Origin of the sequence: Pontibacter populi, assembly GCF_019336435.1 — a bacterium.
GTDB classification, from domain to species: Bacteria; Bacteroidota; Bacteroidia; order Cytophagales; family Hymenobacteraceae; genus Pontibacter; species Pontibacter humidus.
The window spans coordinates 690578-715741 of record NZ_JAHWXQ010000002.1 but is presented as its reverse complement, the minus strand read 5'-3'; the positions used below and the strand labels follow the sequence as shown (position 1 = coordinate 715741).

The following is a 25164-nucleotide window of genomic DNA, read 5'->3' as shown; positions in this document are numbered from 1 at the left end:
TATACTTAAGTAGCAGAGAGTCAGGTAATTTTGTGTAGTTGAAAATTTAATAATGTAGCACTAAAACTATATGACCATGAAAACATTCCTTGTCCCTGTTGATTTCTCTGAAAACGCTGTACGTGCACTTGAATATGCTATTGGCCTGGCTGCCCAGGCAGATGCTGAAATTGTAGTTCTCCATGCTCTGGATACCGTTCCGATGCTGCCAGGTCTGCAATACAGCAGAGCTACAGATGATGCGGCACAGAAGCTTTTAAAATTGATCGACCAGGTTAGCCAGCCGAATGTGCAGATAAAGTACATGATTACAGATGGTAAGCCTGTAGGGGATATTAATAAAGCAATAAAAGACCTTCATGTAACCCTGGTAGTGATGGGTACAGGCGGTGCGAAGAACTTCACAAGAAAGATGTTTGGCACAACTACCGAAGCCATTGCGAAACGTGGGCTATGCCCGGTGCTGGCCATACCGGAAGGTGCCGAAATAAAGCCAATCAAGAATATTGTTTACGCCGCCGATTTAGAGAATGGTGACCAGCTAACTGCCATGCAGTTGTTGCAGTTAAAACAACTGATGAACGCCAGTCTGACCTTCCTGCATATCAAAAACGGCAGACAGCCAGACTACATCGACAACGAGTATATAAAAAGTGAGTTGATAAAGCAGTATCCGGAGGCAGAGATAAATTTCGTAGAACTGGAACATAAAGATATCGCCGAAGGTATCTCCAATTACGTGCACGAGCAGGGAGCAGACCTGCTGAGCTTTACAGTTCTAAACAGGATATTCTTAGAAAAGATATTGCACAGCAGTGTAACATCAAAGTTACTCCAGACCCTTAAACTGCCTATGCTGGCCCTGCCAGAAAACGGTGAGTTGCTGGACCTGCAGATAAGTGACAGAGTTGAAATGAGCAGCTTATAGCCCTGATAACTATAGCTGTCTATAACTAGAAATGGCTGGGAATTTCGTGTTCTCAGCCATTTCTAGTTTATAGAGGTTTCCGGCTAACGCATGCCAACCAGCAGCATCAATCATCAGCTTGTTTTATCCTACCTGGCTACCCATTTCTCAAATGCTTCTTTGGCCTCATCTCCTAAAAGCTGTTCCATTGGTATCTGGCGTTCTGATTTTGGCTTATCCAGTTCCTGGTAAATAAAACGATCGTCGAAGCCGATGCGCTCAGCATCTTCGCGGGAGTTGGCATAGTATACTTTTTTAGGGCGGGCCCAGTAAATGGCTCCCAGGCACATGGGGCAGGGCTCGCAACTGGTATATAGTTCGCAATCAGCAAGCTGGTGGGTGCCCATACTGGTGCAGGCTTTGCGGATGGCTTCTACTTCGGCATGGGCAGTGGGGTCGTTGGAGCCGAGCACGTTGTTATAGCCGTGGGCAACTATTTCGCCATTGCACACAATTACGCAACCAAAGGGCCCGCCGCAGCCTTCTTCCATTTTCTCAACCGACAGCCGGATGGCCTCTCGCATAAAATCTTCTTTCTGTTTCATGAGTCTGGGGTTAAACTTTATCTGAGTACGGGAGTTTTGTCTGTAGATGTACGTCTTTTGTCTGAATAATCATCCTGTTCAGATAATAAGTAATCTTTTTGTTACCTTTTCCGGTAAAAAAGTATAATTTAACCTATAGTTTCCGTTAAGCTATATAGCAGTACGTAAATACTTTCAGTTCAAGAGAATACACCTTAACCCAACCATATGAAAAGATCAGTACTATGGCTGCTGGCCCTGCTGGTAAGCAGCAGCGCCTGGGCGCAAACCAAAGAAATCAACTTTCGGAAAGGTACCGTAGCCGAGATTCTGGCACAGGCCAAAGCCGAGAAAAAACCGATATTTATTGATGCTTATACAACGTGGTGCGGACCGTGTAAGTGGATGGATAAGAACGTGTTTGTGAACGATGCTGTAGCTGAATATTTTAACACCAACTTCGTGAACTATAAACTGGACATGGAGAAAGGCGAAGGCATAGAAATGGCGAAAAAGTACGAAGTACAGGCTTACCCAAGCTTCCTGTTTTTAGCAGCAGATGGAAGTGTAATGCACCGCACGGTTGGTGCTCGCCCGGCCGAAATGTTCATGGATGTAGCAACTATAGCCAAAGATCCGGCTAAGAACTTTGCATCCTACCAAAAGAAATTTGAAGGTGGTGAGCGCTCTGCTGACTTTATGATGGGTTACCTGAAGGTGCTGAACGAAGCAGCTCTGGATGCTGGCAAAGTAGCCGAAGCTTATTTTGCTACCCAAAAGTCTGATCAGTTGCTGGAGCGTGGCAACTGGAAACTGATCTACGAGAATATCAATACTGTAGAGTCCCCTACTTTCACACACCTGGTTAAAAACAGAGAAGCCTTTGCAAAGAAGTACACGGCAGATTCTGTAAATAACAAGATACTGAGTGTGTATGGTATGGCTCTGAACCGTGCTGCTTACGAAGGCAAAGATGCAGAATTCACGAAACTGAAAACCGACCTTACCAAGCTGAACCTGAAAGACGCAGAAAGATCGGTGCTATTTGCTGATGCTGTTTACTACGAGCGCAAGCAGGATTTACCAAAATACCACGCTGCAAATACTAAACTATACGACACGTACTTCAGTAACGACGCCAACCGCCTGAACACCATTGCCTGGAAATACTACGAAACGATAGAGGACAAAGCCATGCTGCAGAAAGCGGAGGAGTGGGCTAGAAAATCGGTGAGCATTGCACCGGGCTACGCTAACTTAGATACGCACGCCGCTTTACTTTACAAGCTAGGCCAGAAACAAAAAGCACTGGAAGCAGCTAACAAAGCTATTGCGGCAGGCAAAAAGAACGGCGACGATGTTACCGGAACCGAGGAACTGCTGGCTCAGATCAAAAAAATGTAGCGAACTATAGTTTGACCTATCAGGCGGCGGCTCTTTAAAACAAGGGCCGCCGCTTTTTTATGCCCTATCTACAAAAATAACCTATACTTCACTTGTGCATTAAAAACGCGCATACTCGAAGTATAGGTTACTACAATCTTGAGCCACCAACTGGCAGCGTGGTCTCCAAATCTCAAAAGTCTTTACTACTACAGGTCACATAGTTTCCTGTTCAGGACATTAGAAAGGGTGATTGTAATTATGTACGGCGATGATTTCAGGGAGTTTAATAAAAGTGTTGATTATTAATCGCTTACGTCTTTATCGGTGCGTCTTAACTATATCTTAAAAGCAATATTTGCGTACTAAAAGCATCATTTAACAGGCAACACTTAACAATAGCAAAACTATGAAACATGTTACTTTATATTTATTCGGATTACTATTTACAGCAAGTACTGCGCTGAGCAGTTGCTCCGCCTCAAAGGAGGCTGAAGTAGAAGATGAACTCGGCGATTTCAGAAACTGGGTTAGCCAGACCACAAACAATGTAGCCGACAGGACTGAAGAAGACTGGAAACGTGCCAAAGAAGACTTTGCCACCCGTACACAGCAACTCGATGTGAAACAGGAGAACTTTTCGGATGAGCTGAAGCAGGATTATCAGAACCTGAAGGATGAGTTTAACAAGGCAGATAAAGAGTACGAAACGACGCGCCGTGCAGCCCGCCTTGCAGAATGGGAGCAAAAGCTACTGGGTACTTACGCCGATAAAGCAACTATAACCCAAGGCAATGTGCGACAGGTTTACATTACGTTTTTAGAGAATGTGCGTAACCAGCACGGCTCCTGGACTGACGAGGATTGGGAAATGGCTAAAATGGTTCTAAACTCACTGAACGAGCGAAAAGACGAAGTGGACGAAGGACTGAACACTGATGATGAAGTTAAAATAAAGGCCCTGCAAATGGAGTTCCGTACCCTGGAAACAGCCGGTGACCTGGGTGGTAATAACTAAACTATAATTCTACCTTCCTGCGCATCGCCGTATAGTTTGGCTTCGCCGGACAGGTGACGGTAACCGCTAAGCCAGGCCAACAGCGCATCAAACTGGTGCCAGTCGGCGGGTGGTTGCGCAAAGGAGTATTTAATCTGATCTTGCAGTAGTTGCGCTATAACAGGCAACGCTGCAAGATCTTTTTTATAGCCTTTTTCGTCAGGCAATAGCAAGCGTGCGAGTTGGGTAGGATACGTCTCTAATACAGCAATTCCGCTTTCGGCAAGGGTGGTCCTTAGTTTTATAGCGCGGGCAGTTAAGCCACCAATAAACATCGGCGACATGGCTTGTACTTCCCGGTCACAGGCACGGTAAAAAAAGTCGGCTCCGGAAGTATATGGTACCTGGCTATAAACGTTGGGTAAGGTGAGTGGGGCATCTATAAAAACAGTAGCAGGCCTTTTAGCCAGAACCAGTTTCAGTAGAAAATCATCGGCATCCTGGCCGCGGGCGCTTTGCCATAGTTCTATCTGCCCGTTTTGTACCATGGCAGCCGCAGTAGTGCCGGCTAATTTAGAGCCATAGTCCACGCCCATAAACGTGGGTAAATTTTCTGAAGCCATACCTGGAGTTTGTAAATAAGGATACTTACGTACTTACCCGGCAATGGATAACTATAGTTGGCTTAGTTTGTAAGCTGCTGCTTGAGGTGGTTTATCTGGTGCAGATGGTGGTTGAAATGATCCTGTAAAAATGTAAGCGTCTGGGAAGCGTTTAACATACCGGCATACGGGTGGCGAAACAGGCATTTATCCAGCATGGCAGGTGGAATTTCGGTTAGCAGGTCTTCCAGTTTATACCTGGTCTCGTCCCACTGGGTACGCACTTTATCCAGCGAAACCACATCCGGAACCGAGGCGGCAACTTTCGGGGCTTTAAATTTCATGCCGGAGTTAAGCGCCACTTTTAGTATCACTGAACTCACCATATTCTTTATAGATGCTGTGTGCAGTTCTTCCTCTTTGCTTAACTTGTTCTGTATGTAGCCGATCGTTAGCTGCTCTACCTGCAACAGATGGGCGGCAATCTGCCCAATAGACCATTTCCCTTCAGCAGGGCAGGTGTTGAGTAACGTATCGTCTATGCCTTGCAGGTCGTTAAGCAGCTTGTTACGCGACTTCTCAAGGTATAAGTATTTAACTTCCAGTTTCGGATTCATAAATAGAACGGGACTAAAAACTGCTGAACTCATGGGCTAAAAGATCAAGTATTGCTGCTAAAGCTACATATTTTTTTAATAAATGCAACAAGTGCGCTGTGGGTATTTTGTGTAACAGGTTGATAGTAAGGTGAGTGATATAGTATTAGTGGATTCATATAATTAGTATAGTTCAAAAAAGTATTTTCTAATGCCAATATTCCGCCAAACTTTACTTTTCGTAACTTTACAAGATGATTAAGAACGACCCGATCGGCGCTGCTATAAATGATTACCTGCAGGGTAAAAAGAACGGTAGTATAACTGTTGCCTCCAACCTGACCGAAGACGATATTATACCTGTAGATTACCTTTTCAGGCAGGAAGAAGAAATGCCTGAACTTGAAACGATAGCCTTACAGGAATGCCGTGGCCACGTGCTGGATGTGGGTGCCGGAGCCGGTTGCCATAGTTTGTTGTTGCAAGAGCATGGGCTGAAGGTAACTGCCTTGGATATTTCGGAAGGAGCCGTAGAAGCCATGCGGAAGCGCGGCGTAGAGAACGTACTTCTTGCTGATGTACTTACTCTAAAAGATCAGAAATACGACACCCTGCTGATGCTGATGAACGGCATTGGTATAGTTGGCGACCTATTCGGGCTTTACAGGTTCCTGGTGCATGCTAAAACTATCCTTAACCCGGGCGGCCAGATCCTGCTGGAGTCGTCGGATATACTATACATGTATGAACAGGAAGACGGCTCGGTGCTGCTTGACCTGAATGCTGGCTACTATGGCGAAGTGGAGTATAACATGCGCTATAAAACCCACGAAAGCGGCATGTTTAAGTGGCTCTTTATAGATGCCGGCCTGCTGGAGCAATACGCCGAAGAACACGGCTTTTCAATGGAGGTGCTGTATGAGGGTGAAAACGGTAATTACTTGGCGAAGCTGGTATTGCAGGAGTAGGTTTTTTCTTACTTTGATTTTTATTTCAACAATGAAATGGGCACAAGACAAATTTATTCGCTCTTTCAGAAAGTATAGTTACTCTGCCCTCGCTCGCGTCCAGCAAATGTGAGTTACAGATGGCGTCCCGCCACGTAGTTTTATTTTTTGTGTTCTAATTTAAACTATAGTTTGAGGTGGCCAAAGGCAGAAGGATAGCTCAATACTCGCGGGACGCGAACGAGAGCAGTTACAGTCCATCCTAAAACTAAAGCATCAACAAACTATAGTTTCCCGTACCTATAGCTGATTTCGAGCAAACAACTAGCCGTTACAACTATAGCTATAAGCACATGAACAAACGTGTTGCCTCTATATGGGAGATCACTAAGCAGACCTTTAAAGAGTTCGTGGACGATAATCCGCTGGATTATGCGGCTATTATCGGTTTCTACACCATCTTTTCGCTCCCGGCGGTGCTAATCATTACCATTCGTATTGCGGGGGCAGCCTTCGGGCAGGAAGCCGTAAAAGGCGAGGTTGTAAAACAGTTGGGCGGCATAGTTGGCCAGAACAGTGCAACGCAGTTTCAAAGTATCATCGAGAATGCAGCCCTTTCAGATGCTACTACTATCGGAACTATAGTTGGCGTTGCTACCATGATCTTCTCGGCAACCACCGTTTTTGTAGCGCTACAAGACTCTTTGAATGCCATGTGGGAAGTAAAAGCCAAAATTGAGAAGGGCTGGCTGAAACTGCTGATTGGTCGTGTACTTTCGCTGGCGATGGTTATCAGTATGGGTTTTCTGTTGTTGGTGTCGCTATCTATTGATGTAGCCTTGGGCATAGTGTATGAGTTCCTGCGAAATCAGTTTTCGGGCGTAGCTATTTATATCATCACAATAGGTAACCTTCTTGTGTCGCTCGTTATCAGTACCGTCATTTTTGCTGCCATTTACCGGGTACTGCCCGATGCCAAGATACGCTGGAAAAATGTGTGGGTGGGAGCTATTGTTACATCTGTACTTTTTGTGCTGGGCAAATATGTACTCAACATTTACTTTCAACACGAACCGCTGGCTGATACCTATGGCGCAGCTGGCTCATTGGTGCTGATACTGGTTTGGGTGTACTATACGGCGGTTATTTTCCTGTTTGGGGCCGAGTTTACGCAGGTTTATTCCAAAGCCCATGAAAAAAAGATAGAGCCCGAAGATACCGCCGTTAAAGTAAAAAAAAAGGAAGTGGAGATTGATACCGATACCGGCAAAGTAGAAGTGAAAAGCAAAGAAAAAGGCGACTCGTTATAAGTCGCCTTTCTTATCAGGGTTTAAAGCTGATTATGCTTTGGTGTACATTACTTGTTTAACAGCTTCGATTGTACGCGCTACGTTTGGCAAAGATGCCTCAATAAGCGTAGGTGCATACGGAAGCGGAACGTCGCGGCAGGTAACACGTTTAACCGGAGCATCCATATAATCAAACGCGTTGCTCTGGATGTGGTACGCCAGCTCAGAAGAGATAGATGCCAGCGGCCATGCTTCTTCAACTACCACCATGCGGTTTGTCTTTTTAACAGACTCGATCAGGGTTTTATAGTCGATAGGACGAACCGTGCGCAGGTCAATTACTTCCGCATTGATACCATCTTTTGCCAGTTCTTCAGCAGCAGCCAGGGCTACTTTCATCATCTTACCAAAAGAAACTATAGTTACGTCAGTGCCCTCGCGCTTGATATCAGCAACACCGATCGGAATCAGGTATTCTTCTTCAGGCACTTCACCTTTATCGCCGTACATCTGCTCAGACTCCATAAAAATAACAGGGTCTTTATCGCGGATGGCAGACTTCATCAGGCCTTTTGCATCGTAAGGGTTAGAAGGCACTACAACCTTTAAACCTGGCGTGTTGGCATACCAGTTCTCGAAGTTCTGCGAGTGCTGTGACGACAACATACCGGCGCTACCAGTCGGGCCACGGAAAACGATCGGGCAGGAGTACTGGCCACCTGACATCGACATCATTTTAGCCGCAGCGTTAATTACCTGGTCAATAGCAACCAGTGAGAAGTTGAATGTCATGAATTCGATGATCGGGCGTAACCCGTTCATAGATGCACCTACACCGATACCGGCAAAACCAAGCTCAGCGATCGGGGTATCTATTACACGCTCCGGACCAAATTCGTCCAGCATGCCTTGACTAACTTTGTAAGCACCGTTATATTCTGCTACTTCTTCACCCATCAGAAACACGCTGTTATCGCGGCGCATTTCTTCCGACATGGCTTCGCGCAGGGCTTCTCTAAACTGTATACTTCGCATATCAGATGTTTTATTCTCGTTCAGCTGGTAAAATTAAGATAAGTCTTTCAATTTACAAGGCAAGCCCCGGCATTTATAGTTTGGTTATAGTTTAAACGCATCTTTATATGCTTGTCCTGTACGGTAAGCATCAAACTCCATGTCCTCAATTGCCTTTACCGTATAAGAATTATCAGTTCTCATAGACTGGCGCAGGTGCGTGGTAAGCATGGGCTCGTTTTTAGTTCGGGCAGCAATTACAGCCAAACTATAGTTAGCCAGTGCATCGTTTGGTTGCAGTTCCAGTGCCCTGTTGTAAAATTCCTGTGCACCTTCATAGTTCTCCTTTAACAGGTAGCTCAGGCCCAGGTTCATTTGTGTCTGGTAACCGTTACCAGAGTATTTCAGGCTTTCTATGGCATCATCAAACTGGCCTATCTCTATTTCCAATGCAGCTTTGTCAGCGAAAATGCGTTTCAGCTCTTCAGGGTTTCCACCAAGCTTGATAGCATAATCATAATACTGCAACGCTTCCAGCTTATCGCCACGCACATGGTAAGCGCTTGCCAAACTATAGTATACCGGCGCAGTAGGATTCCGGAAACCGGCAAAGGTTAGATTATGGATAGCTTTTGCCAATAAGGCCTGTTTCGCTTTGGTACGGTACTCTTTGCGGGCCATCTCTACATAAACTTTGCCCAGGTTATGGTAAGCAGGCCATTTGTTAGTTGTTTTTACCGCTGCCTCGTAGAGTTGCTTTTTCTCGGCCAGCAGTGGCGTAAGCGTGGCTGCGTGTTGTAGTTCCTGTTCCGTCAGAGCATCGGTCGGGGCTTTTTCTTCGGATATTTTTTTGGCCAATAGGTATAGTTCGTAATCAGCTTTTTTATCGCGGCTATAGTTTATAGTTACTTCGGCAAAGCGCAGGGCAGGGTATACGTATAGTTGCAGATACTCATTGGCCTGTGTTTTCTGCAGCGACTCATCTTTGTCCTGATCAGATAAATTGCTTCCGGCTATAGTTACTACTTCCTGAATTACAGCTTTTGGTAGGGCAGATGCTTTAATTTTAGTTACCAGTTGCTCCCAGGTACTTTTAAGCGGCAGTTTCTTTATAGTTACTTTCTTGTTGGTATAGTTCAGGGCATCCAGTTTAGAGCGGTAATAGCTTTCCATTGCCTCCAGCCGCTTCTGGGCCATTTCTTTCGTTTCGTCCGGCGACTGTGATGCGGTTATAGTTACGGCCTGGGTGGCTACATTATCCATTATGTACTGGTCGAGCACGGATAGGTTAGAGCCCAGGTGGCTGCGCAGCTTGGCGTTATTTTCTTCAAAGTAAAACGTGAGCTGGGCAGGTTTGTCGGCTTCGCTGGCGTAAGAGTCAGGAATGAAAAGGATCTCGTTGTTACGCACGATCAGCAGGGGAGTAGTGATCAGGCCGGTTGCGATCTGCTTTGCGTCGCTGTACTTTACATCTTCTGTTTTTTTCTCTATGGCCATGCCCTGCACAAACAGCTTGCCTTTGTTCTTTTTAGGAGCGTAGGGGAAAGAAAATTGTTTGGTTATAGTTGGCCAGCCGTTCTCATACAAAAACTCACCAAATTCGAAGTTTATAGCCCCGATCTGTTCGCGCTGTTGCTCGCCATACTCGTAGTACACATCCATTTTGTAGCGGTACCCGTCTTTTATAATGTTGGGTGGCATAGATACTTTCAGCTCAAATTCTACCTGCTGGCCGTTGGCTACAAGCGGGGTTGGCTGTACTATAATTTCCTGCTTTTTTGCCAGGCGCACCATTTTGTGCAGGGTGCAGCTGCTGGTAACAAAGGCTATCAGGGCGATGTAAAAGAACAGGGCTACAGACTTTTTTTTGTAACAGGACATAGCTGGTTATAAAGTTTGTTCGTAGAAGTACATCAAAACCCTTTCTTACCGTTAAGCTTATATTAAAAGTGACGGCTGATTTTGATGAAAAAAGTTAATACCTTAATTTTATAGACTTAATGGAAATGCTAATGAAACGGATCCAGTATTTTATCGAATCTCAGGCCTTTGGCGTGTGCACGATGCTGGGCGAAAAACTCGGCATCGCCAGCAGTAGTATTCGCCTGTCATTCATTTATGTGTCGTTCCTGACTATGGGCTCGCCGGTACTTATTTACCTGATGCTTGCCTTCTGGATGAACGTACAAAAAAGCCTGCGTCGTGAGCGTAGCACCGTCTGGGATTTATAGTTCCGGCACGGTACGCTTCTGGCGTATAAAATATTCCCATACAATACTGCCCTTGTAAACGCCTGTCATTCGCGCAAAATTGCCTTTAGGTTGCTGCGCCTTTCTGCGTTTGCGCCAGTAGCTGCTGTTACGCAGCACATCGGTATGCGCATCCAGCACGGCGCGTGCATCTGCTGTCTCTCCGGCTATCACCATCCTGAAAGCGGCCAGCCAATCCATTAAAATGCGCAAAACTATAGTTGGTATCAGCTCCGAACCAGGCAGATTCTTGTAAAGCAATGCCAGTCCGTTTCTAAAATTCAGGTACGTTTTACGCGGATTTGATTTGTGCAGCGTGCCTCCACCTACATGGTAAACCCGGCTATTACCGTTATACATGATCTTATAACCCGCATTTTTAGCGCGCCAGCAAAGGTCTATCTCCTCCATGTGCGCAAAAAAAGCAGGCTCCAGCCCTCCCAACTCGTGATATAGTTTAGCCCGTACAAACATACAGGCCCCGGTTGCCCAGAAAATCTCCTGCACATCGTTATACTGCCCGCGGTCTTCTTCCACGGTTTCGAACAGGCGGCCACGACAAAAGGGATAACCAAATGTATCAATCATTCCGCCTGCTGCTCCGGCATGCTCCAGAAAAGCAGGGTGCTGCTGCGCATTAATCTTGGGCTGACAAGCAGCTATCGTTTGGTCTGCATCCAGCATGGCAACTATAGGCTCCACCCAACCCGGCGTAACTTCCACATCCGAGTTTAGCAGTACATAGTAATCGGCCTCAACCTGTTGCAGCGCTAAGTTATAGCCTTCGCAAAAACCAAAATTCTGTGTGTGCCTGATAATACGAACCTGCGAAAAATGTTGCTCCAGGTAAACTATAGAGTCATCCGAAGAGGCATTATCAGCAACTATAATGTCGCAGCCCGGGCTGTTGGCGAGCACCGATGGCAGAAACTGCTGCAGGTAGCGCTGGCCATTCCAGTTAAGAATAACAATAGCCGTGCGACTGGTACTATAAGCCAAAGTTTCCGAGATCTAAGCCTGGGATGTTAGGTAAAAGTCCGGAAGTATGCTTCTTCATTTCTTCCTGCGCGCGCTCGGTAGCTGTCAGCATCGCGTTGTTCACGGCGGCTACAACCAGGTCATTCACCATTTCGCGGTCGTTCACGTTCAGCAATGATTCGTCGATCTCAATTTTAAGCAGCTTGCGCTGGCCGTTCACGGTAGCTTTTACCAAACCGGCGCCGGCTTCGGCTGATACAGTAATATATTGCAGGTTATCTTGTGCTTCTTTCAGTTTGGCCTGGACTTCTTTCATTTTGCCCATCATGCCCATCATATCAAACATAAGCGTGTTGTTTTTAAATCTAAATGCGGTTTTTTAACTATAACGCAATCGCATACCAAATATACAAGCATATTCTCAGAAAGCAGAAAACGTAGCAGGATTACTTGGCAGATTATAAGAATAGCCGGAAACTATAGATGGTTACCTGATGAGTGTTACAGTTCCTGTTCGGCGTTTGGTAGTGCCATCCTGTAATTTCAGAATCACTTCGTAGGCATAGATGCCTGCCGGCTGCGGTTTGCCGTTAAAAGCGCCATCCCACCCAGAAGTCCGGTCTTCCGAACTATAAACCACCTGTCCTAAACCACTGATCACGCGAATAGAGAAGCCTTCAAATCTTTTCCCTTTAACCTCAAACAAATCGTTCAGTCCATCGCCATTCGGTGTGAAACCGCTGGGCACATACAAGGCATACTCCAGTTTTATAGTTTCGTTGTTGGAGTAGGTTACAACATTGCTTTTAGAGGTTGCTTTTATACGATACCGGAATATCTGCTCCTGTTCGTCAGCTAGCCGTACGGCTTGTGCGTTGGCCCTTACAGTTATAGTTTTCAGCACGTTTCCACTTTCGTCCAGGGTTTCTAAACTATAGCTAGCCACACCATCCGGGAAGCCAGTGTAGCTAGTCCAGGTGAGGTTGGCAGACTCGTCTGGGTTTTGCATTATAGTTAGGATAATCGGGCAACTCGGGCTGCTCACAGCAGAGGTTATACCGCAAGGGTTTATAAAGGTGGCCCGGTAACAAGCCGGAGTCGCAGTGCCAGGTTTGTCAGTAAGAGTTAATTGCTCTGAAGTGGTAAGATCTGTAAAAGGAGTACTGTTCAAACTTCGCTGATAGGTAGCCGATTTAAGAATTTCACCATTTGGTAACTGAAAGGTCAATTCAACTTCGTTTTGCAGGTTAAAGGTTGTAAATAGATTCCCCGCCTTCGGAGTTATAGTTGAAGTAACAGAAATACAGCTTTGTACTGAAACTGAAGTTGATTTTCCATCTGCTGAAATTCCTTTCACTTCGTAGCAAACCTGCTGTCCGCAGCGCACATCTGTGTCGGTGAAAGTTAGCGCATTTCCGGGTAGTGTTTGCAGCAATGCACCATTGCGAAATAGTTCGTATTGCCTGTATTGTCCCGTTTTACCATTCCAGGTTATAGTTACCTGCTCGTTTCCGCCGGAGGTAGTCAGGGGTATGTTGTTAAATATAGCAGAGGCAGGTAAAGCAGTTCCGCAGGCATCTGTAGCTTCCAGGATGTATTCGGTAGTTGAGGTTGTGTTTGAGTTAGTTAACGTGTAGGTTGCCTGATTCTGTGAAATGTTGGCTACTGTTTTATAGTTGGTTTCCTGTTCAGTTTTACTTTTGAGGGTGTAAGTGTACCCTTGAAGCAGGTTATTAAAAGTAAAATCTATTCTACCGGCAATAGCATCCTGGGTCTGTACTTTAAGTGTAGCTATGGCAGGTGCACTATAGTCCGGTAGATCGGTAGCAGTCTGCCGGGCGATCGGTGAAGTGCAGGTGCCGCCAGCATAGCCACCCGTAACTGTTATTTGGTGAGGACCGTCTTTAGCATATTTATGCACGATGGGAGCAATGCCGGTAGCTGTTTTGTAAACTACCTTACTCTGGTTATCGCCAAACCGGACTATATAAAAGTCATAGTTGGTGTCGGTGATCGTGATAGTAAAGGTGCGGTTAGCACAGGCTATAGTTGTAAAAGTGGGGATGGGCGTATCAACAACTATAAAAGATCGCTCAAAAGAGTCGCTGACTCCCTCTAAATTGGCAAACTGGGTAACAGTAACAGGTCCGGGAACAGTAAACTTATAAGATTTTTGTTTAGCTTCTACCGTGCTAAAATCAACTCCATTTTTTTTGTCGTAATCATAATATTCCTTATCTGCATCCACACCAGCGCAATCCTTAAAATATACTGTCTGGCCAACGCAAAAACTGGTAATCTCGACAATATAGTTTGGATCTGCATAAGCCTTGAAGCACCTTTCCTGGGCATGCGCTGTAATACTTAGCACTAAGGTTAAAAGAAGTAGAAAGAAGTGCTTATTCAAGGTAACTATAGTTTGTATAGAGATCTTATAAATTTACCTAAAAAATGTCTGAACCACAGATTAAAACGGATTTTATTGATTAACCTGATCACAAACTATAGATCCGGTCCCTCTGTCAATTCAATTTTATTCTGTGGTTCAGAAGAAATCCTATTGCCCTTAAAATCCTGATTAAGATAGTTTATACTTCCTCAGAAAATCAATGCTCTTCATTATATCATCATGTAGCACGCGGTCTGTCGATACAAACGGCACTACCTCGCGGAATGAACTATAAAGCTGCTCTAGTACAGTTGATGTTTTCAAAGGACGACGGAAGTCAATAGCCTGTGCAGCGTGCATCAACTCTATAGCCAATACGCGTTCTACGTTCTGAACTACCTGGTATAGTTTTGTAGCGGCATTGGCACCCATGCTTACGTGGTCTTCCTGTCCGTTTGAAGATGGAATTGTATCGATAGAAGCTGGTGTACAAAATTGTTTGTTCTGGCTAACTATAGATGCCGCGGTGTACTGCGTGATCATAAAACCAGAGTTTAATCCCGGCTCGGCTACTAAAAAGTCTGGCAATCCACGTGTACCTGAAATAAGTAGATAACTGCGGCGCTCGGATATACTGCCCAGTTCTGCCATTGCAATCGCCATGAAATCTAACGCCAGCGCAAGTGGCTGCCCATGGAAGTTACCGCCCGAAATGATCTCGTCTTCGTCGGGGAAAATGTTCGGGTTATCGGTAACGGAATTGATCTCGGTCAGGAACACATCTTCGGCGTATCGCAAGGCATCTTTACTGGCACCATGCACCTGCGGAATGCAACGGAACGAATACGGATCCTGCACATGCACTTTATCCTGAACTATAAGCTCGCTGCCTTCCAGCAGGTTTCTGAAGTTCTCTGCAGTCTGTAATTGTCCTTTATGCGGACGAACTTTATGAATTAACTCATTAAACGGCTCAATTCTGCCATCGAATCCATCTAGCGACAAAGCTCCAATTAAATCAGCCTGAGCAGAAAGGCGGCGTGCCTGTAATAGGTTGTAAACGCCGTAAGCGCTCATAAACTGCGTACCGTTCAGCAGGGCCAGTCCTTCTTTTGCTTTTAGCGCGATCGGTTGCCAGCTAAACATTTCCAGCACGTGTCGGCTTTCGAGTTTATAGCCCTGGAAATGCACCTCGCCTAAACCAATCAGCGGCAGGCAAAGATGCGCTAAAGGAGCCAGGTCGCCGCTTGCACCTAGCGAGCCTTGCTGGTAAACGATCGGGTAAATGTCGCGGTTATAGAAATCGATAAGCCTTTTTACCGTCTGCAACTGCACACCACTATGCCCGTACGCCAGCGACTGCACTTTTAACAGCAACATCAGTTTTACCACTTCCCGCGGCACTTCCTGCCCGGTGCCACATGCGTGCGACATCATCAGGTTGCGTTGCAGCTGCTCCAAGTCCTGGTTCGAGATCTTGTTTTTATAGAGTGAGCCAAAGCCGGTGTTAATGCCGTAAATGCTCTGCTCGTTCTGCTTCATTTTATCCTGCAGGTAGTCGTAGCATTTCTGGATGCGCTGTTCGGCATCTTCGGAGAGGGCCAAACTATAGTTGCCGGAAATGATCTCCTGTATGCGTTCCAGGCTCAGGTGCTCGCCGGAAATGTGGTGTACGTTGCTCATGTTAGGCTATGTCTTTCAGCTGGGCAATAATGTCATCAATGTATAGTTCGTCCTGTTCGCCGGTCTGCATGTCGCGGAGCTTTAGTTTGCCGCTTGCCATTTCTTCGGAGCCAACCAGCAGCACGAACGGTATATTTTTCTGATCGGCGTAGCCCATCTGTTTTTTCAGTTTGGCTGCTTCCGGGTATAATTCCGACGAGATGCCGGCATCGCGTAGTTTCTGTAGCAACGGCAGGGCGTATAGTTCAGATTCTTTATCAAACTGCACAATGAGTACCTTTGTACTCATTTGTGCATTGGCCGGGAAAAGATCCAGTTCTTCCAGCACATCGTAAATGCGGTCTACGCCAAACGAGAAGCCCACACCTGACACACCCGGCAAACCGAACATACCTGTCAGGTTATCGTAACGGCCACCACCACTGATGCTGCCCATGCTCACGTTGTTCACCTTCACCTCGAAAATGCATCCGGTATAGTAGGAGAGGCCACGGGCCAAGGTTACATCCAGTTGCAGACGCGGGTTGCCTGATGGGTTTTCTGTCGTTAGCGCATTGCTGCCCAGGTTATCCAGGTAGGTCCAAACTTCATTCAGGTCTTTCAGGCCGCGCTGGCCTTCTTCGGTGTTGCCCAGTATAGTTTGCAGTTGTTGCAGTAGATTCTGGTTGTCGCCTTCCAAACTATAAAGTGGCTCCAGTTTACCAACGGCTTCTTCCGAGATGCCACGCTCCAGCAGCTCTTTACGCACGCCTTCTGCACCAATTTTATCCAGCTTATCTATGGCCACACAAATGTCACCTTCACGGCCTTTCTCGCCGATGGCTTCGGCAATGCCAGCCAGCACGCCGCGGTGGTTTATTTTTATCGTGAAATCAGTCAGGCCAAGGGTAGTCAGTACTTCGTCGATCATCTGCACAATTTCAGCTTCGCAAAGCAGCGAGTTAGTGCCTACCACATCAGCATCGCACTGGTAAAACTCGCGGTAGCGGCCTTTCTGCGGACGGTCGGCACGCCAAACCGGCTGAATCTGGTAACGCTTGAACGGGAAGGTGATCTCGTTGCGGTTCATCACCACGAAACGGGCAAACGGTACAGTCAGGTCATAACGCAACGCTTTTTCAGAAATCTTACGGATCAGGTGTTTAGAACCCTGCTCAATATCTGCAGGTGTGGTTTTGCCCAGGTAATCGCCGGAGTTCAGGATCTTGAAGATCAACTGGTCGCCTTCGTCGCCATATTTGCCGGTAAGAACTGAGAGCTGCTCCATGGCCGGGGTTTCGAGGGGCAGGTAGCCGAATTTCTCGAAGGTGCGGCGGATGGTATTGAATATATAGTTACGCTTAGCCACAACAGCAGGGCCAAAATCGCGGGTTCCTTTTGGTAAACTTGGTTTCTCTTTGCTCATGCTCAAAAACTTTGCCGGCGAAGTTACAAAAACCAATGTAAAAGGGTAGATGCTTTTATTAAATAGGTAACAGGTATTTACACTTTCTCAGAGGTATAAATCATCCTGAGTAATTCGTGAATCAATGGGCAGAATTAAAAAGCGTTGTCTTCCCCTCTAAAAATGTTGATTACGGTATGAAAAATAATCTTCATATCCAGGAAGAACGACCAATGCTCGAGATAAAATATGTCAAGCTTAATTCTGCCGCGCATCTGGTGTACTTCGGTAGTTTCACCTCTAAAGCCTCTTACCTGCGACAGGCCAGTTATACCAGGCTTAATGAAATGCCTCACCATAAACTTATTTACTATCCTGGAGTATTGCTCCGTATGCTGTAACATGTGTGGCCTGGGGCCAACAACAGACATATTGCCGCGCAAAACATTAAAAAACTGAGGGAACTCGTCTAAACTGGTCTTTCTTAAGAATGCACCAATTGACGTAATTCTGGCATCCCCACGCTTAGCCTGTTGAGAATCAGACTCACCATTCGCCGTCATGGTACGCAACTTCCAGCACTTAAATTTCTTGTTATCCAGACCAGTGCGATACTGTTTAAAAAATACTGGTCCTTTAGAGTTGAGCTTTATTAGTATACCAAGGATAGGAATTAACCAGGATAATATTAGTATAATAACTGCAAGTGAGAATACGATATCAAATGTGCGTTTGATAACTTTGTTTACTACATCATCTAACGGAATTGATCTGAAAATCAGCACAGGAAGCACATCATAAAAGTCTACTTTCATCTGACGGTATGGTAACTCGCCCGGCTCTGGTAAAAACTTCATTCGTACTAAGTTATTATCCACAAAATCAAGCAGATTAACAATTTGTTGCCGCTTTAAATTAAAGGGGCTACAGTAGATTTCATCTACGCCGTTCTCTAAAACAAAGTTTTGGATCTCATCGAAACTCCCAACTACATAAGGTTTGTCGGTATTATGGTCATCAAAAAAGCCAAGAAACCTATAGCCATATTCCGGTCTTGAAACAAAAAAGCGTCTTAAATCTATAGCTGTTTTACTGAAGCCAACTATTATTACCTTCCTGTAATTATAACCTTTCTTTCGGGCATACCTAAGCGACAACACTACTGAAACGCGCCAGGATATAATTAAGCCAGTCAGTAAAGCGTAAGCCAGTAATAGGAATTGCCTATTTGCTTCTGCTTCAGTTATATTAAGTGTGGCTTCCAGTATAATAATGAACAGAGCAATAACCTTCAGCACGTTTAAGATAATACGTGTTAGATTAGTTACCCTGTAGAATTTATAAGATTTTAAGAAAGAGGAGCAAACAAACCAGGTAAGCAGGGAAAATATGATTAGTTCGAGGAATCTGTTTGTGGTAGTAGGATTAACTTTGCCAAACAAAATAACAGAAGAACTTATAATCGAGGTTACTATTGCAGAGGCATCGCCTATGGCGTGTATTGGTTTAATGTATTTGGAGTAAAGTCCCGGCACTACTTTGAACTAAGTTTGTAGGAATTGTGGTTGCGAAAACGAAAGTAATATTAAAAAATAAGAATTAATAATTCTTTATATACTAATCGAGTAATATAGTTGGCTGTGGAACTTATACCGAAATGAATTACTGATTAATCAAAATTGCACTTGAAGAAGATAATCTAAAGATTTTAATCCTTGAACTACGAATCTCCTTCCACGCTAACACTTTTAAGTTATTGCTTCGCCAGTAGCGGAGCCTGATGCTCTCAAGTAAAAAATAAAAACAGAATTGAAAAAAGCAAAATATGCGATTCCCTTATTTACCTCTAGGGTAGTTTCTGTAATACTAAAAGCAATAAATATAATTAGCCATGTTGTAAACAGCGGGGATTTGTTCTTAATGGAAAAGTATAATAGATAAACGTAGTAAATTATTGAAAAGAGAAGCCCGGCCAAGCCGATTTTAAGGTATGTTTCTACAAATTGACTATGTGTATTGTAGTTAAAATATCCTGTATCGCCTACATTGTTAGTATTTCCTAGATAGAGGTTATACTCCCGGTAAATTTCATTAAGCTTTTCCTTACTATCTCCGGTTCCTACACCAAATATGTGTGCGTTTTCTCGTTCGTTGATCAGAAACGCAAATTTCCAGAGTAGGAGCCTTAGCGATAGACCATTGAATTCTGTATCATAATTAAATTTTTCTTCGTTCAATACATCAAACTTTGTATCAACTATTTGCTTAAATCTGGTACTAGTGTAGGGTGTATTAACTAATGTGACCACCAGAACTATACCAATAAACACAGATGCCACAGATCCATACCATAGCTTTTTACCCGAGTCTAATGTTATAAAAACATAAACTACAATAGAAACTATCAAAGTAGCAAGTATAGTTTTAGACGATAGAAGTATAAGAAGAATGATTATGTACGCCTCAATTAAGAGGAATATTAGTGTTGTGTGTTTATTGTGTCTCTGGTTTGTAAAGAAATGCAGCACCACAAAAAATGAGAATGCTAGGTAACAGGAGAGATACACTGCATGCATCCCGATATTGTTTGCTAACTGATGATAAAAAAAGGTTGAGAGATCTGCACCATTAACAAACTTATAGGTACTTATACCTAAGGCAATAGTCGCTGCAAGTATGGTGGCACATACAAAAGCCGAAAGAATCTGGCTTAACTTTGCTTTTGTAACCTCTCCGGACGTGAAAACTACTAAGGGGACTAATAATAAGCTGATCTTATGCTCGATGTCTTTCAAGCCTTCAGACAAGTTTGAAGTGTGTATTAGACCGAATAGAAATCCAAAGAATAATAATATTGTAGCTAAGTAAAGTTTGCTATTACCGAATCGGGTCTTAATATGACAATAATTCCCTGCTATGAGCCAGTTTAAAACCAACAGCACAGTTATGTAATTGGATAGTTGAAAGAATAGGGGCAAAGAAGCCCCTAATGCTATTAACAGGAAGCTATGTGTCTTCTTATGGATGGATGCCCTATCGGTTAACATATGAGCTCTTTATCTATTATTTTGCTGATTTTGTTCTTGTCTTTAAACACCTGGTAAATAGTGCTTCATATTGATTGTTTATAGTATCCCAGGCAAAATCATGTTTGATTTTTTGCCTGTTATTTTCAATCATAAAATCATTCTGTGCTGTTTTCAAAACAGAGTTCAGTACATGCCTTACCTCTTTTTCATTCGTAAAGTAGTAAGCATCTTCATTCAGTATTGATCTGTTAAACTGGTTGTCGTTGGCACATATGAGACTATTTGATGCCATCGCTTCCAGCAATGAAGGGTTGGTTCCACCAACTGTATGTCCATGAAAATAAAGGTTTGAATAATATCTTAGGTTATCGAGTTTATAGATATCATAAATTGCTCCAAGAAAATGAATTCTTGGATCTTTGAATTTGTTTTTAAGGTAATTTCCATATTTAGACAAATGATTTCCGATAACTAGGAATGGTCGCTTACTATTCGACAGTTCAACTCCTTTTAATATGGTTTCGATACTATTTTCAGGCTCCAGGCGGGCAATTAGCATATCATACTCATAAGCTTTAACGCTAAACTCCATGATTGCATCAACAGAATTATCATTAAATAAATGAGCACCATAAGCTATATAAGTTGATTCTTTCTGGTAGTTATCCAGTAGATACTGCTGTATACCGATAGAGTCAGAAACAAAGTAGTCGCTGTGTTTAACAGCCAGTTGTTCAGCATATTTTATGAATTTTTTAACTGAGTTCCTGAACTTCGTGCGTTTCCATTCAAGGCCATCCATGTTTGTAATCACTATAGATGATTTCGGAAAAAGTCTGCTCCAGACAGAACTGCTTGTATAACCCAGCTGCAGAATAATGTCAAAGCTATGTCTGCGGGTATCTCTTATACAGTTAAGGTCATAGATAAACTGGCCTGCAGTACCAATTTTATATTCAGGGTCGTATTGATGTAAGATATTTACCCCTTTAAATGTCTTCTCCCGGTATGAATGATTATGCGGGCTATAAACATATACATCATGACCTTTCGTAACTAAACCAACAGAAAGGTACTCCGCCAACTGCTCAAATCCACCATAGTTATTGGGTATACCTCTCGTACCTAGTATTGCTATTTTCATCCTTGTAGTGCTAAATTATAAGCTTCTAATGTTCTTTCTGCAGTTTTCTTCCATGTATAGTTTTGTAAAACATATTGCTGAAATTCAGGATCAGGCTGAGTAATAAATGCCTTTTCTACCTGTTCTGCTATCGACTCTGGTGAAGCAGGATCACAGTAAAATGCATAATGCTTGAAATACTCTTTCTGATCACCTTTATCACTTATAACTACATTACAACCCATTGCTGCTGCTTCGAGAGAAGATAAGCCAGTAGTTTCGAACCAGCTTGGCAAGACGTGCACTTTTGCTCTCCGGTAAAAGGCAAATAACTTATCCTGCTCCATGTGGTGTATAAACTCTATGTTACTTGCTGCCATTTTTTTGCAAAGCTCCAGATAGCCCTTTTGATTTGGAGATGCCTTGCCGATAAGTTTTACATTATACTTGGTATCATTTAAGGCATTTATGATCTGATGCTGGTTCTTCAGGCCTTCGAACCGGGCAATGGTTATTACATCTGTCCGGTCAGCAGGAGAGAATTTACTGTTATCGTCAGCCGAAAACTTTTCAGGGTCTATGGCATTGGGAACCACAACAAACCGGTTATTAACCGAGAAGGCTGCTAATAACCGGTTATATTCACTATTTGAGTTTGGAAGTAAAACCTTGGCATTTCGCAGTATATATTGGATTGATTTTTTCTGACCTTTTATGAGGAACTCTAAGCTGTTGATCTTTTCATTATTAAAAATGTAACGGGCAATAACCTTTATATACTCAACAGTATGCGAGGACCCTGAAAGCTTATAGAGCAAACGAACTATGCCTTTTCTTTGAAATGAATCAAACTCTTTATAGTCTACAAAAATAGGGGTCACTACAAATGGTTTTTTACTCCGTCTTATATGTCCTAAAATATCAGCTGGTCTTATAACATTAAAAAAATGCAGGAGGTCATATAGAGAATAATCTATTTTTTCATTGGTAAGCTTTATGTCTACCTGAACCCCTAAATCTTTCAGGGCGTCTGCCGTATTTCTTATCTGGACCGTATCGCCTCCGGGAGCAGTGAGCAAAGTAGCCCTTGAAATAAAAAGTACTCTCATGTTAGAAATAGATTTAAGCTATTGCCCATTAAGCGAAGAGGCTGTTTTGAATAAGTTATCCTTATTGAATTGCGTAAAATATGGAATAAAGGCTAATAGCCAGATAAGGTATTCTGCAATGTTTGTAATGAAGCTACCAGTAAACTGGTAGATGAATATATAGGAAAAGCAAAGCATCTGGAAGTAGTTCTTGTATACTTTGGTTTTGAAGAACAGAAAAAGCTGAAGAAATATTCTTAAAAAAGCCCCTACAAAGCCAAATATAGCTAATGTTTCGGCAAATGCATTAGGGATAGTTACAACCTTAATCAGGTTTCTGTCATACTTGTAAAAGGAGGTAATAACATCATAGCCTAATGTCTTAATCTGTCCCAATCCGATTCCCCACATCACGCTTTTTTTCTGGATAAGTATGTAGGCTATCTCTATAGCTTCAAAGGTGCGTCCTTTTCCTGAGCTGTCATTACCCGTAAAAACATTGTAAATGCGCTTATACAAAGCGTTTTCAGGATAAAAAATGAATAGAAGTAATGCAATGAGAACACCAAGAAGTAGCAGGTATAAAAGCAAGCTTACCGTTTCGCGTCTTATTTTGAGTCGGTGTAAGTTTAGAAGTAATACAAAGGAAATAGCGATAGCTATAGATGCGATTACCCCCAGTGAGAATGAGAGGCACAACGATAATCCCAGCATCAGCAATTTAGGAAGTTTTTGATTCTCCCTATGAATGGATATTGATAACAGATAGTAGAAGATGAGCGGTACCAACAGTGTAGAGTAATACGAAGGCTCATAGGTAAATAAGGATAACCTTGGTAGTCCGCTGATTCCTGCAGATACAGCATGTAATGCCCATAGCGTTTTGAATGGTGTAAAAAGCGAAATGAGCGCTAAAATTGTAAGAGCAAAGTTAATGTTCGTAATCCTGTCAAAAAGAATATCCAGATAGGTTCTTGTTTTCAGGAAGTCATAAACAATAAAAATAAAAATATAAACTGTAAAATATAGGGTGAGGGAGACAAAGTAGTCTTGCAACACTACTCCGTTTTTGAGATGGATCAGCACGAACGGTGCTATGCAAAAAACATACTTTAAGAGTATATACTTGTATTGTTTGAATAATAGGGCAAAATAAAAAACAGGGGTAAGGATGGTTGTATAAAGCAGGCCAATAGGTAATAGAAAACTATTAAAAAAGAAGAAGATGATGGTTAATAAGTATGCTTTGTTTATTTTCATTTTAGCCTGGACCATAGCATTGCAGGTCTGATTTTAGCGACTCTCGATCTTTAAAAGGTTCGTGAATTTACCTTAAAACCCTAAGAAGATAAAATTTAGAGATAAGATAAAAATATTCTAACCTGCAGATGAGCTTGTTCCGATTAGCAGTAAGAATTTTTGCTCTCAATGACTCATCAAATACCTTAGTGTTTGTATTACTCAAACCTTCTTGGCGCATCAGAACAGTAAGTTTATCGAGATATGAAGCTTTTAAATTCTTTCGCGGTCTCAGCAGTAGTTCGTAATCTCCAGCAATTTTATATGTAGGGTTAAACTTACCATATCTTTTAAAAAGCTCTCTACCATGTAGGGCTCCTACATGTGCAACGCGCATTTCTACTTTATGGGAAGGCCAGTTCCAAGCCCTGCCAAAATACGTCTTTGGTTTTAAATCTGCAGTTACGAATTGAATTTTAGATGAAATAAAGTCATAGTCTAAAAGCTTATGGGCAGCAATATGAGCGACATAATCAGTTAAAGTACTGCTCAACAAGATGTCATCACTGCCGACAAATGCAATCCAATCTCCTTTTGCTCCGTCTATTCCTTTATTCCAAGCATCGTAAATACCTTTATCTACTTCACTTATAAAATAAGAGAAGTGGTGTTGATAAGCTTCCAATATTTTACAGGTACTATCAGTTGAGCCACCATCAATGACTACTAGTTCAAAATTTTTGTAATCCTGAGCTAAAATACTGTCTATAGTTTGAGCAATGTATTGCTCTCCGTTATAAACAGCTATGATAATAGTAATAAGCGGGTTATAATTCAATTTGAAGTCCAAAGTATTTAGTACAACTTGGTTTGATGTATTCTGCCATAAGTGATTATAAATTAAACATAATGTAATTTATAAAGCAGTTATCGGTGTAGGGTGCTATTTGTTTAAAAGCTTATATTTAAGAATATACTTGAGGTTTCGTGGGAACCAGTAAGTCCAGGAGTCATTATAAACTGTGTTGTCCGTTCCATAAGTACCAGAATATCTTGGTTTGAATTTTAAAAATGAGAATCTATATCCTCTTATAATAGCTTCATGGGTTGCATTGCAAAGTGCATGTTCGAAGAAGATTTCTATAGAATCGTTAACCCGATCCTTATATTTCAAAAGTATTTCTGAAAAGAAAGAAGGTACACATCCCAAAAATCTGGAATCGGAAAAAGACAGGTTTTCCTTTAAGTCGATCAATAAGTTATAAGACTGTGAAGTTTTATAATCGATTATAAAGGAGCTAATGTTTAATATCTTATATCGCCCAGTAATTTTGAAGACAAATTCTGCAGTTCTGATAAAAAGAGAGAATTTTAGCGCATGCTCAATTATAAGCATTTCTCCATAGCCTTTGCCTAACTCCTTGTTATAGTTATTACCATCGAAAGTTATCAACTCTAAGCGGTTGTCTATGCTAAAGTCTTTAAATTCTCCGATAGGAATGGGAGTATTGCTGTTCTCAACAAACAGGATAGGGAGGTCTGTATTAAGGAGATAAAATTTTATTGCCTCTATATACTGACTTTTCCGCACCTCAGGATCCTGGAGAGCGGTATGTGACATACCGGCAGGATTAATGCACCCTGTTAAAAATATTAATGGCTTACTTGATTCACTCATATTAA

Annotated in this window: 22 protein-coding genes and 1 pseudogene; 6 read left to right on the top strand and 17 right to left on the bottom strand. The window is 42.9% G+C overall.

The window, feature by feature from the left end; genetic code table 11:
• Nucleotides 1-76: 76 nt before the first annotated feature.
• Complete coding sequence (locus KYK27_RS09590) at nt 77-928, top strand: universal stress protein (RefSeq protein ID WP_199109800.1); 852 nt, start codon at nt 77-79, stop codon at nt 926-928.
• Nucleotides 929-1056: 128 nt separating this feature from the next.
• Here the strand turns inward: KYK27_RS09590 and KYK27_RS09585 are convergent, their stop codons facing one another.
• Complete coding sequence (locus KYK27_RS09585; RefSeq protein ID WP_199109799.1) at nt 1057-1512, bottom strand: nucleoside deaminase; 456 nt, start codon at nt 1510-1512, stop codon at nt 1057-1059.
• A 207-nt stretch (nt 1513-1719) separates the two neighbouring features.
• On the opposite strand from KYK27_RS09585, the gene KYK27_RS09580 reads away from it, so the two are divergent.
• Together KYK27_RS09580 and KYK27_RS09575 are read left to right on the top strand one after the other, a co-directional pair.
• Nucleotides 1720-2895 (top strand): thioredoxin family protein, encoded by a 1176-nt coding sequence (locus KYK27_RS09580; RefSeq protein WP_199109798.1) that lies wholly within the window; start codon nt 1720-1722, stop codon nt 2893-2895.
• 388 nt (nt 2896-3283) lie between these two features.
• Nucleotides 3284-3892: a hypothetical protein gene (locus KYK27_RS09575; RefSeq protein ID WP_199109797.1), complete on the top strand. Its 609-nt coding sequence runs from the start codon at nt 3284-3286 to the stop codon at nt 3890-3892.
• Here the strand turns inward: KYK27_RS09575 and KYK27_RS09570 are convergent.
• Together KYK27_RS09570 and KYK27_RS09565 are read right to left on the bottom strand one after the other, a co-directional pair.
• Entirely contained in the window at nt 3889-4494 is a 606-nt protein-coding gene (locus tag KYK27_RS09570; RefSeq protein WP_199109796.1) for a DUF429 domain-containing protein, read from the bottom strand. The genes KYK27_RS09575 and KYK27_RS09570 overlap by 4 nt on opposite strands.
• Nucleotides 4495-4556: 62 nt before the next feature.
• A complete protein-coding gene (locus KYK27_RS09565; RefSeq protein ID WP_199109795.1) occupies nt 4557-5090 on the bottom strand; it encodes a DinB family protein in 534 nt (177 codons plus the stop codon).
• A gap of 233 nt (nt 5091-5323) precedes the next feature.
• On the opposite strand from KYK27_RS09565, the gene KYK27_RS09560 reads away from it, so the two are divergent.
• Nucleotides 5324-6037 (top strand): class I SAM-dependent methyltransferase, encoded by a 714-nt coding sequence (locus KYK27_RS09560; RefSeq protein ID WP_199109794.1) that lies wholly within the window; start codon nt 5324-5326, stop codon nt 6035-6037.
• 332 nt (nt 6038-6369) lie between these two features.
• On the top strand, nt 6370-7326 hold the full coding sequence (locus tag KYK27_RS09555) for a YihY/virulence factor BrkB family protein (protein ID WP_199109793.1): 957 nt from the start codon (nt 6370-6372) through the stop codon (nt 7324-7326).
• Nucleotides 7327-7356: 30 nt separating this feature from the next.
• Here KYK27_RS09555 and KYK27_RS09550 read toward each other — a convergent pair whose 3' ends face one another.
• Both KYK27_RS09550 and KYK27_RS09545 read right to left on the bottom strand, forming a co-directional pair.
• Nucleotides 7357-8364, bottom strand: a complete 1008-nt coding sequence (locus KYK27_RS09550) for a pyruvate dehydrogenase complex E1 component subunit beta (RefSeq protein WP_255532088.1) — start codon at nt 8362-8364, stop codon at nt 7357-7359.
• Nucleotides 8365-8424: 60 nt separating this feature from the next.
• Nucleotides 8425-10200 carry a tetratricopeptide repeat protein gene (locus KYK27_RS09545; protein WP_199109791.1) on the bottom strand — a complete coding sequence of 592 codons (1776 nt, stop codon included), beginning with the start codon at nt 10198-10200 and terminating at the stop codon, nt 8425-8427.
• A gap of 131 nt (nt 10201-10331) precedes the next feature.
• Between KYK27_RS09545 and KYK27_RS09540 the strand changes: the two genes are divergently transcribed.
• Nucleotides 10332-10550, top strand: a complete 219-nt coding sequence (locus tag KYK27_RS09540) for a PspC domain-containing protein (protein WP_162426921.1) — start codon at nt 10332-10334, stop codon at nt 10548-10550.
• Here the strand turns inward: KYK27_RS09540 and KYK27_RS09535 are convergent.
• The 12 genes and pseudogenes from KYK27_RS09535 to KYK27_RS09480 form a co-directional block, all read right to left on the bottom strand.
• A complete protein-coding gene (locus tag KYK27_RS09535) occupies nt 10545-11567 on the bottom strand; it encodes a glycosyltransferase family 2 protein (RefSeq protein WP_199109790.1) in 1023 nt (340 codons plus the stop codon). The genes KYK27_RS09540 and KYK27_RS09535 overlap by 6 nt on opposite strands.
• A pseudogene (locus KYK27_RS09530) lies at nt 11557-11898 on the bottom strand (YbaB/EbfC family nucleoid-associated protein); the annotation flags it as partial. The pseudogene KYK27_RS09530 and the gene KYK27_RS09535, both read right to left, overlap by 11 nt.
• 135 nt (nt 11899-12033) lie before the next feature.
• Nucleotides 12034-13917: a gliding motility-associated C-terminal domain-containing protein gene (locus KYK27_RS18505; RefSeq protein ID WP_199109788.1), complete on the bottom strand. Its 1884-nt coding sequence runs from the start codon at nt 13915-13917 to the stop codon at nt 12034-12036.
• Nucleotides 13918-14124: 207 nt separating this feature from the next.
• Nucleotides 14125-15618 carry a histidine ammonia-lyase gene (hutH, locus tag KYK27_RS09520; RefSeq protein ID WP_199109787.1) on the bottom strand — a complete coding sequence of 498 codons (1494 nt, stop codon included), beginning with the start codon at nt 15616-15618 and terminating at the stop codon, nt 14125-14127.
• Nucleotide 15619: 1 nt separating this feature from the next.
• The gene (hisS, locus tag KYK27_RS09515) at nt 15620-17023 is read right to left on the bottom strand and encodes a histidine--tRNA ligase (RefSeq protein WP_199109786.1); all 1404 of its coding nucleotides are present in this window, start codon (nt 17021-17023) and stop codon (nt 15620-15622) included.
• A 134-nt stretch (nt 17024-17157) separates the two neighbouring features.
• Entirely contained in the window at nt 17158-18537 is a 1380-nt protein-coding gene (locus KYK27_RS09510) for an undecaprenyl-phosphate glucose phosphotransferase (protein WP_199109785.1), read from the bottom strand.
• Nucleotides 18538-18750: 213 nt separating this feature from the next.
• Complete coding sequence (locus KYK27_RS09505; protein ID WP_199109784.1) at nt 18751-19797, bottom strand: O-antigen ligase family protein; 1047 nt, start codon at nt 19795-19797, stop codon at nt 18751-18753.
• 268 nt (nt 19798-20065) lie between these two features.
• A complete protein-coding gene (locus tag KYK27_RS09500; protein ID WP_199109783.1) occupies nt 20066-21175 on the bottom strand; it encodes a DUF1972 domain-containing protein in 1110 nt (369 codons plus the stop codon).
• Entirely contained in the window at nt 21172-22263 is a 1092-nt protein-coding gene (locus KYK27_RS09495) for a glycosyltransferase family 4 protein (protein ID WP_199109782.1), read from the bottom strand. The genes KYK27_RS09500 and KYK27_RS09495 overlap by 4 nt, the downstream gene beginning before the upstream one ends.
• Before the next feature lie 18 nt (nt 22264-22281).
• A complete protein-coding gene (locus tag KYK27_RS09490; protein WP_219337358.1) occupies nt 22282-23502 on the bottom strand; it encodes an O-antigen ligase family protein in 1221 nt (406 codons plus the stop codon).
• A 67-nt stretch (nt 23503-23569) separates the two neighbouring features.
• Nucleotides 23570-24331: a glycosyltransferase family 2 protein gene (locus KYK27_RS09485; RefSeq protein WP_199109780.1), complete on the bottom strand. Its 762-nt coding sequence runs from the start codon at nt 24329-24331 to the stop codon at nt 23570-23572.
• 93 nt (nt 24332-24424) lie between these two features.
• Nucleotides 24425-25159 carry a hypothetical protein gene (locus tag KYK27_RS09480; protein ID WP_199109779.1) on the bottom strand — a complete coding sequence of 245 codons (735 nt, stop codon included), beginning with the start codon at nt 25157-25159 and terminating at the stop codon, nt 24425-24427.
• Nucleotides 25160-25164 lie beyond the last annotated feature (5 nt).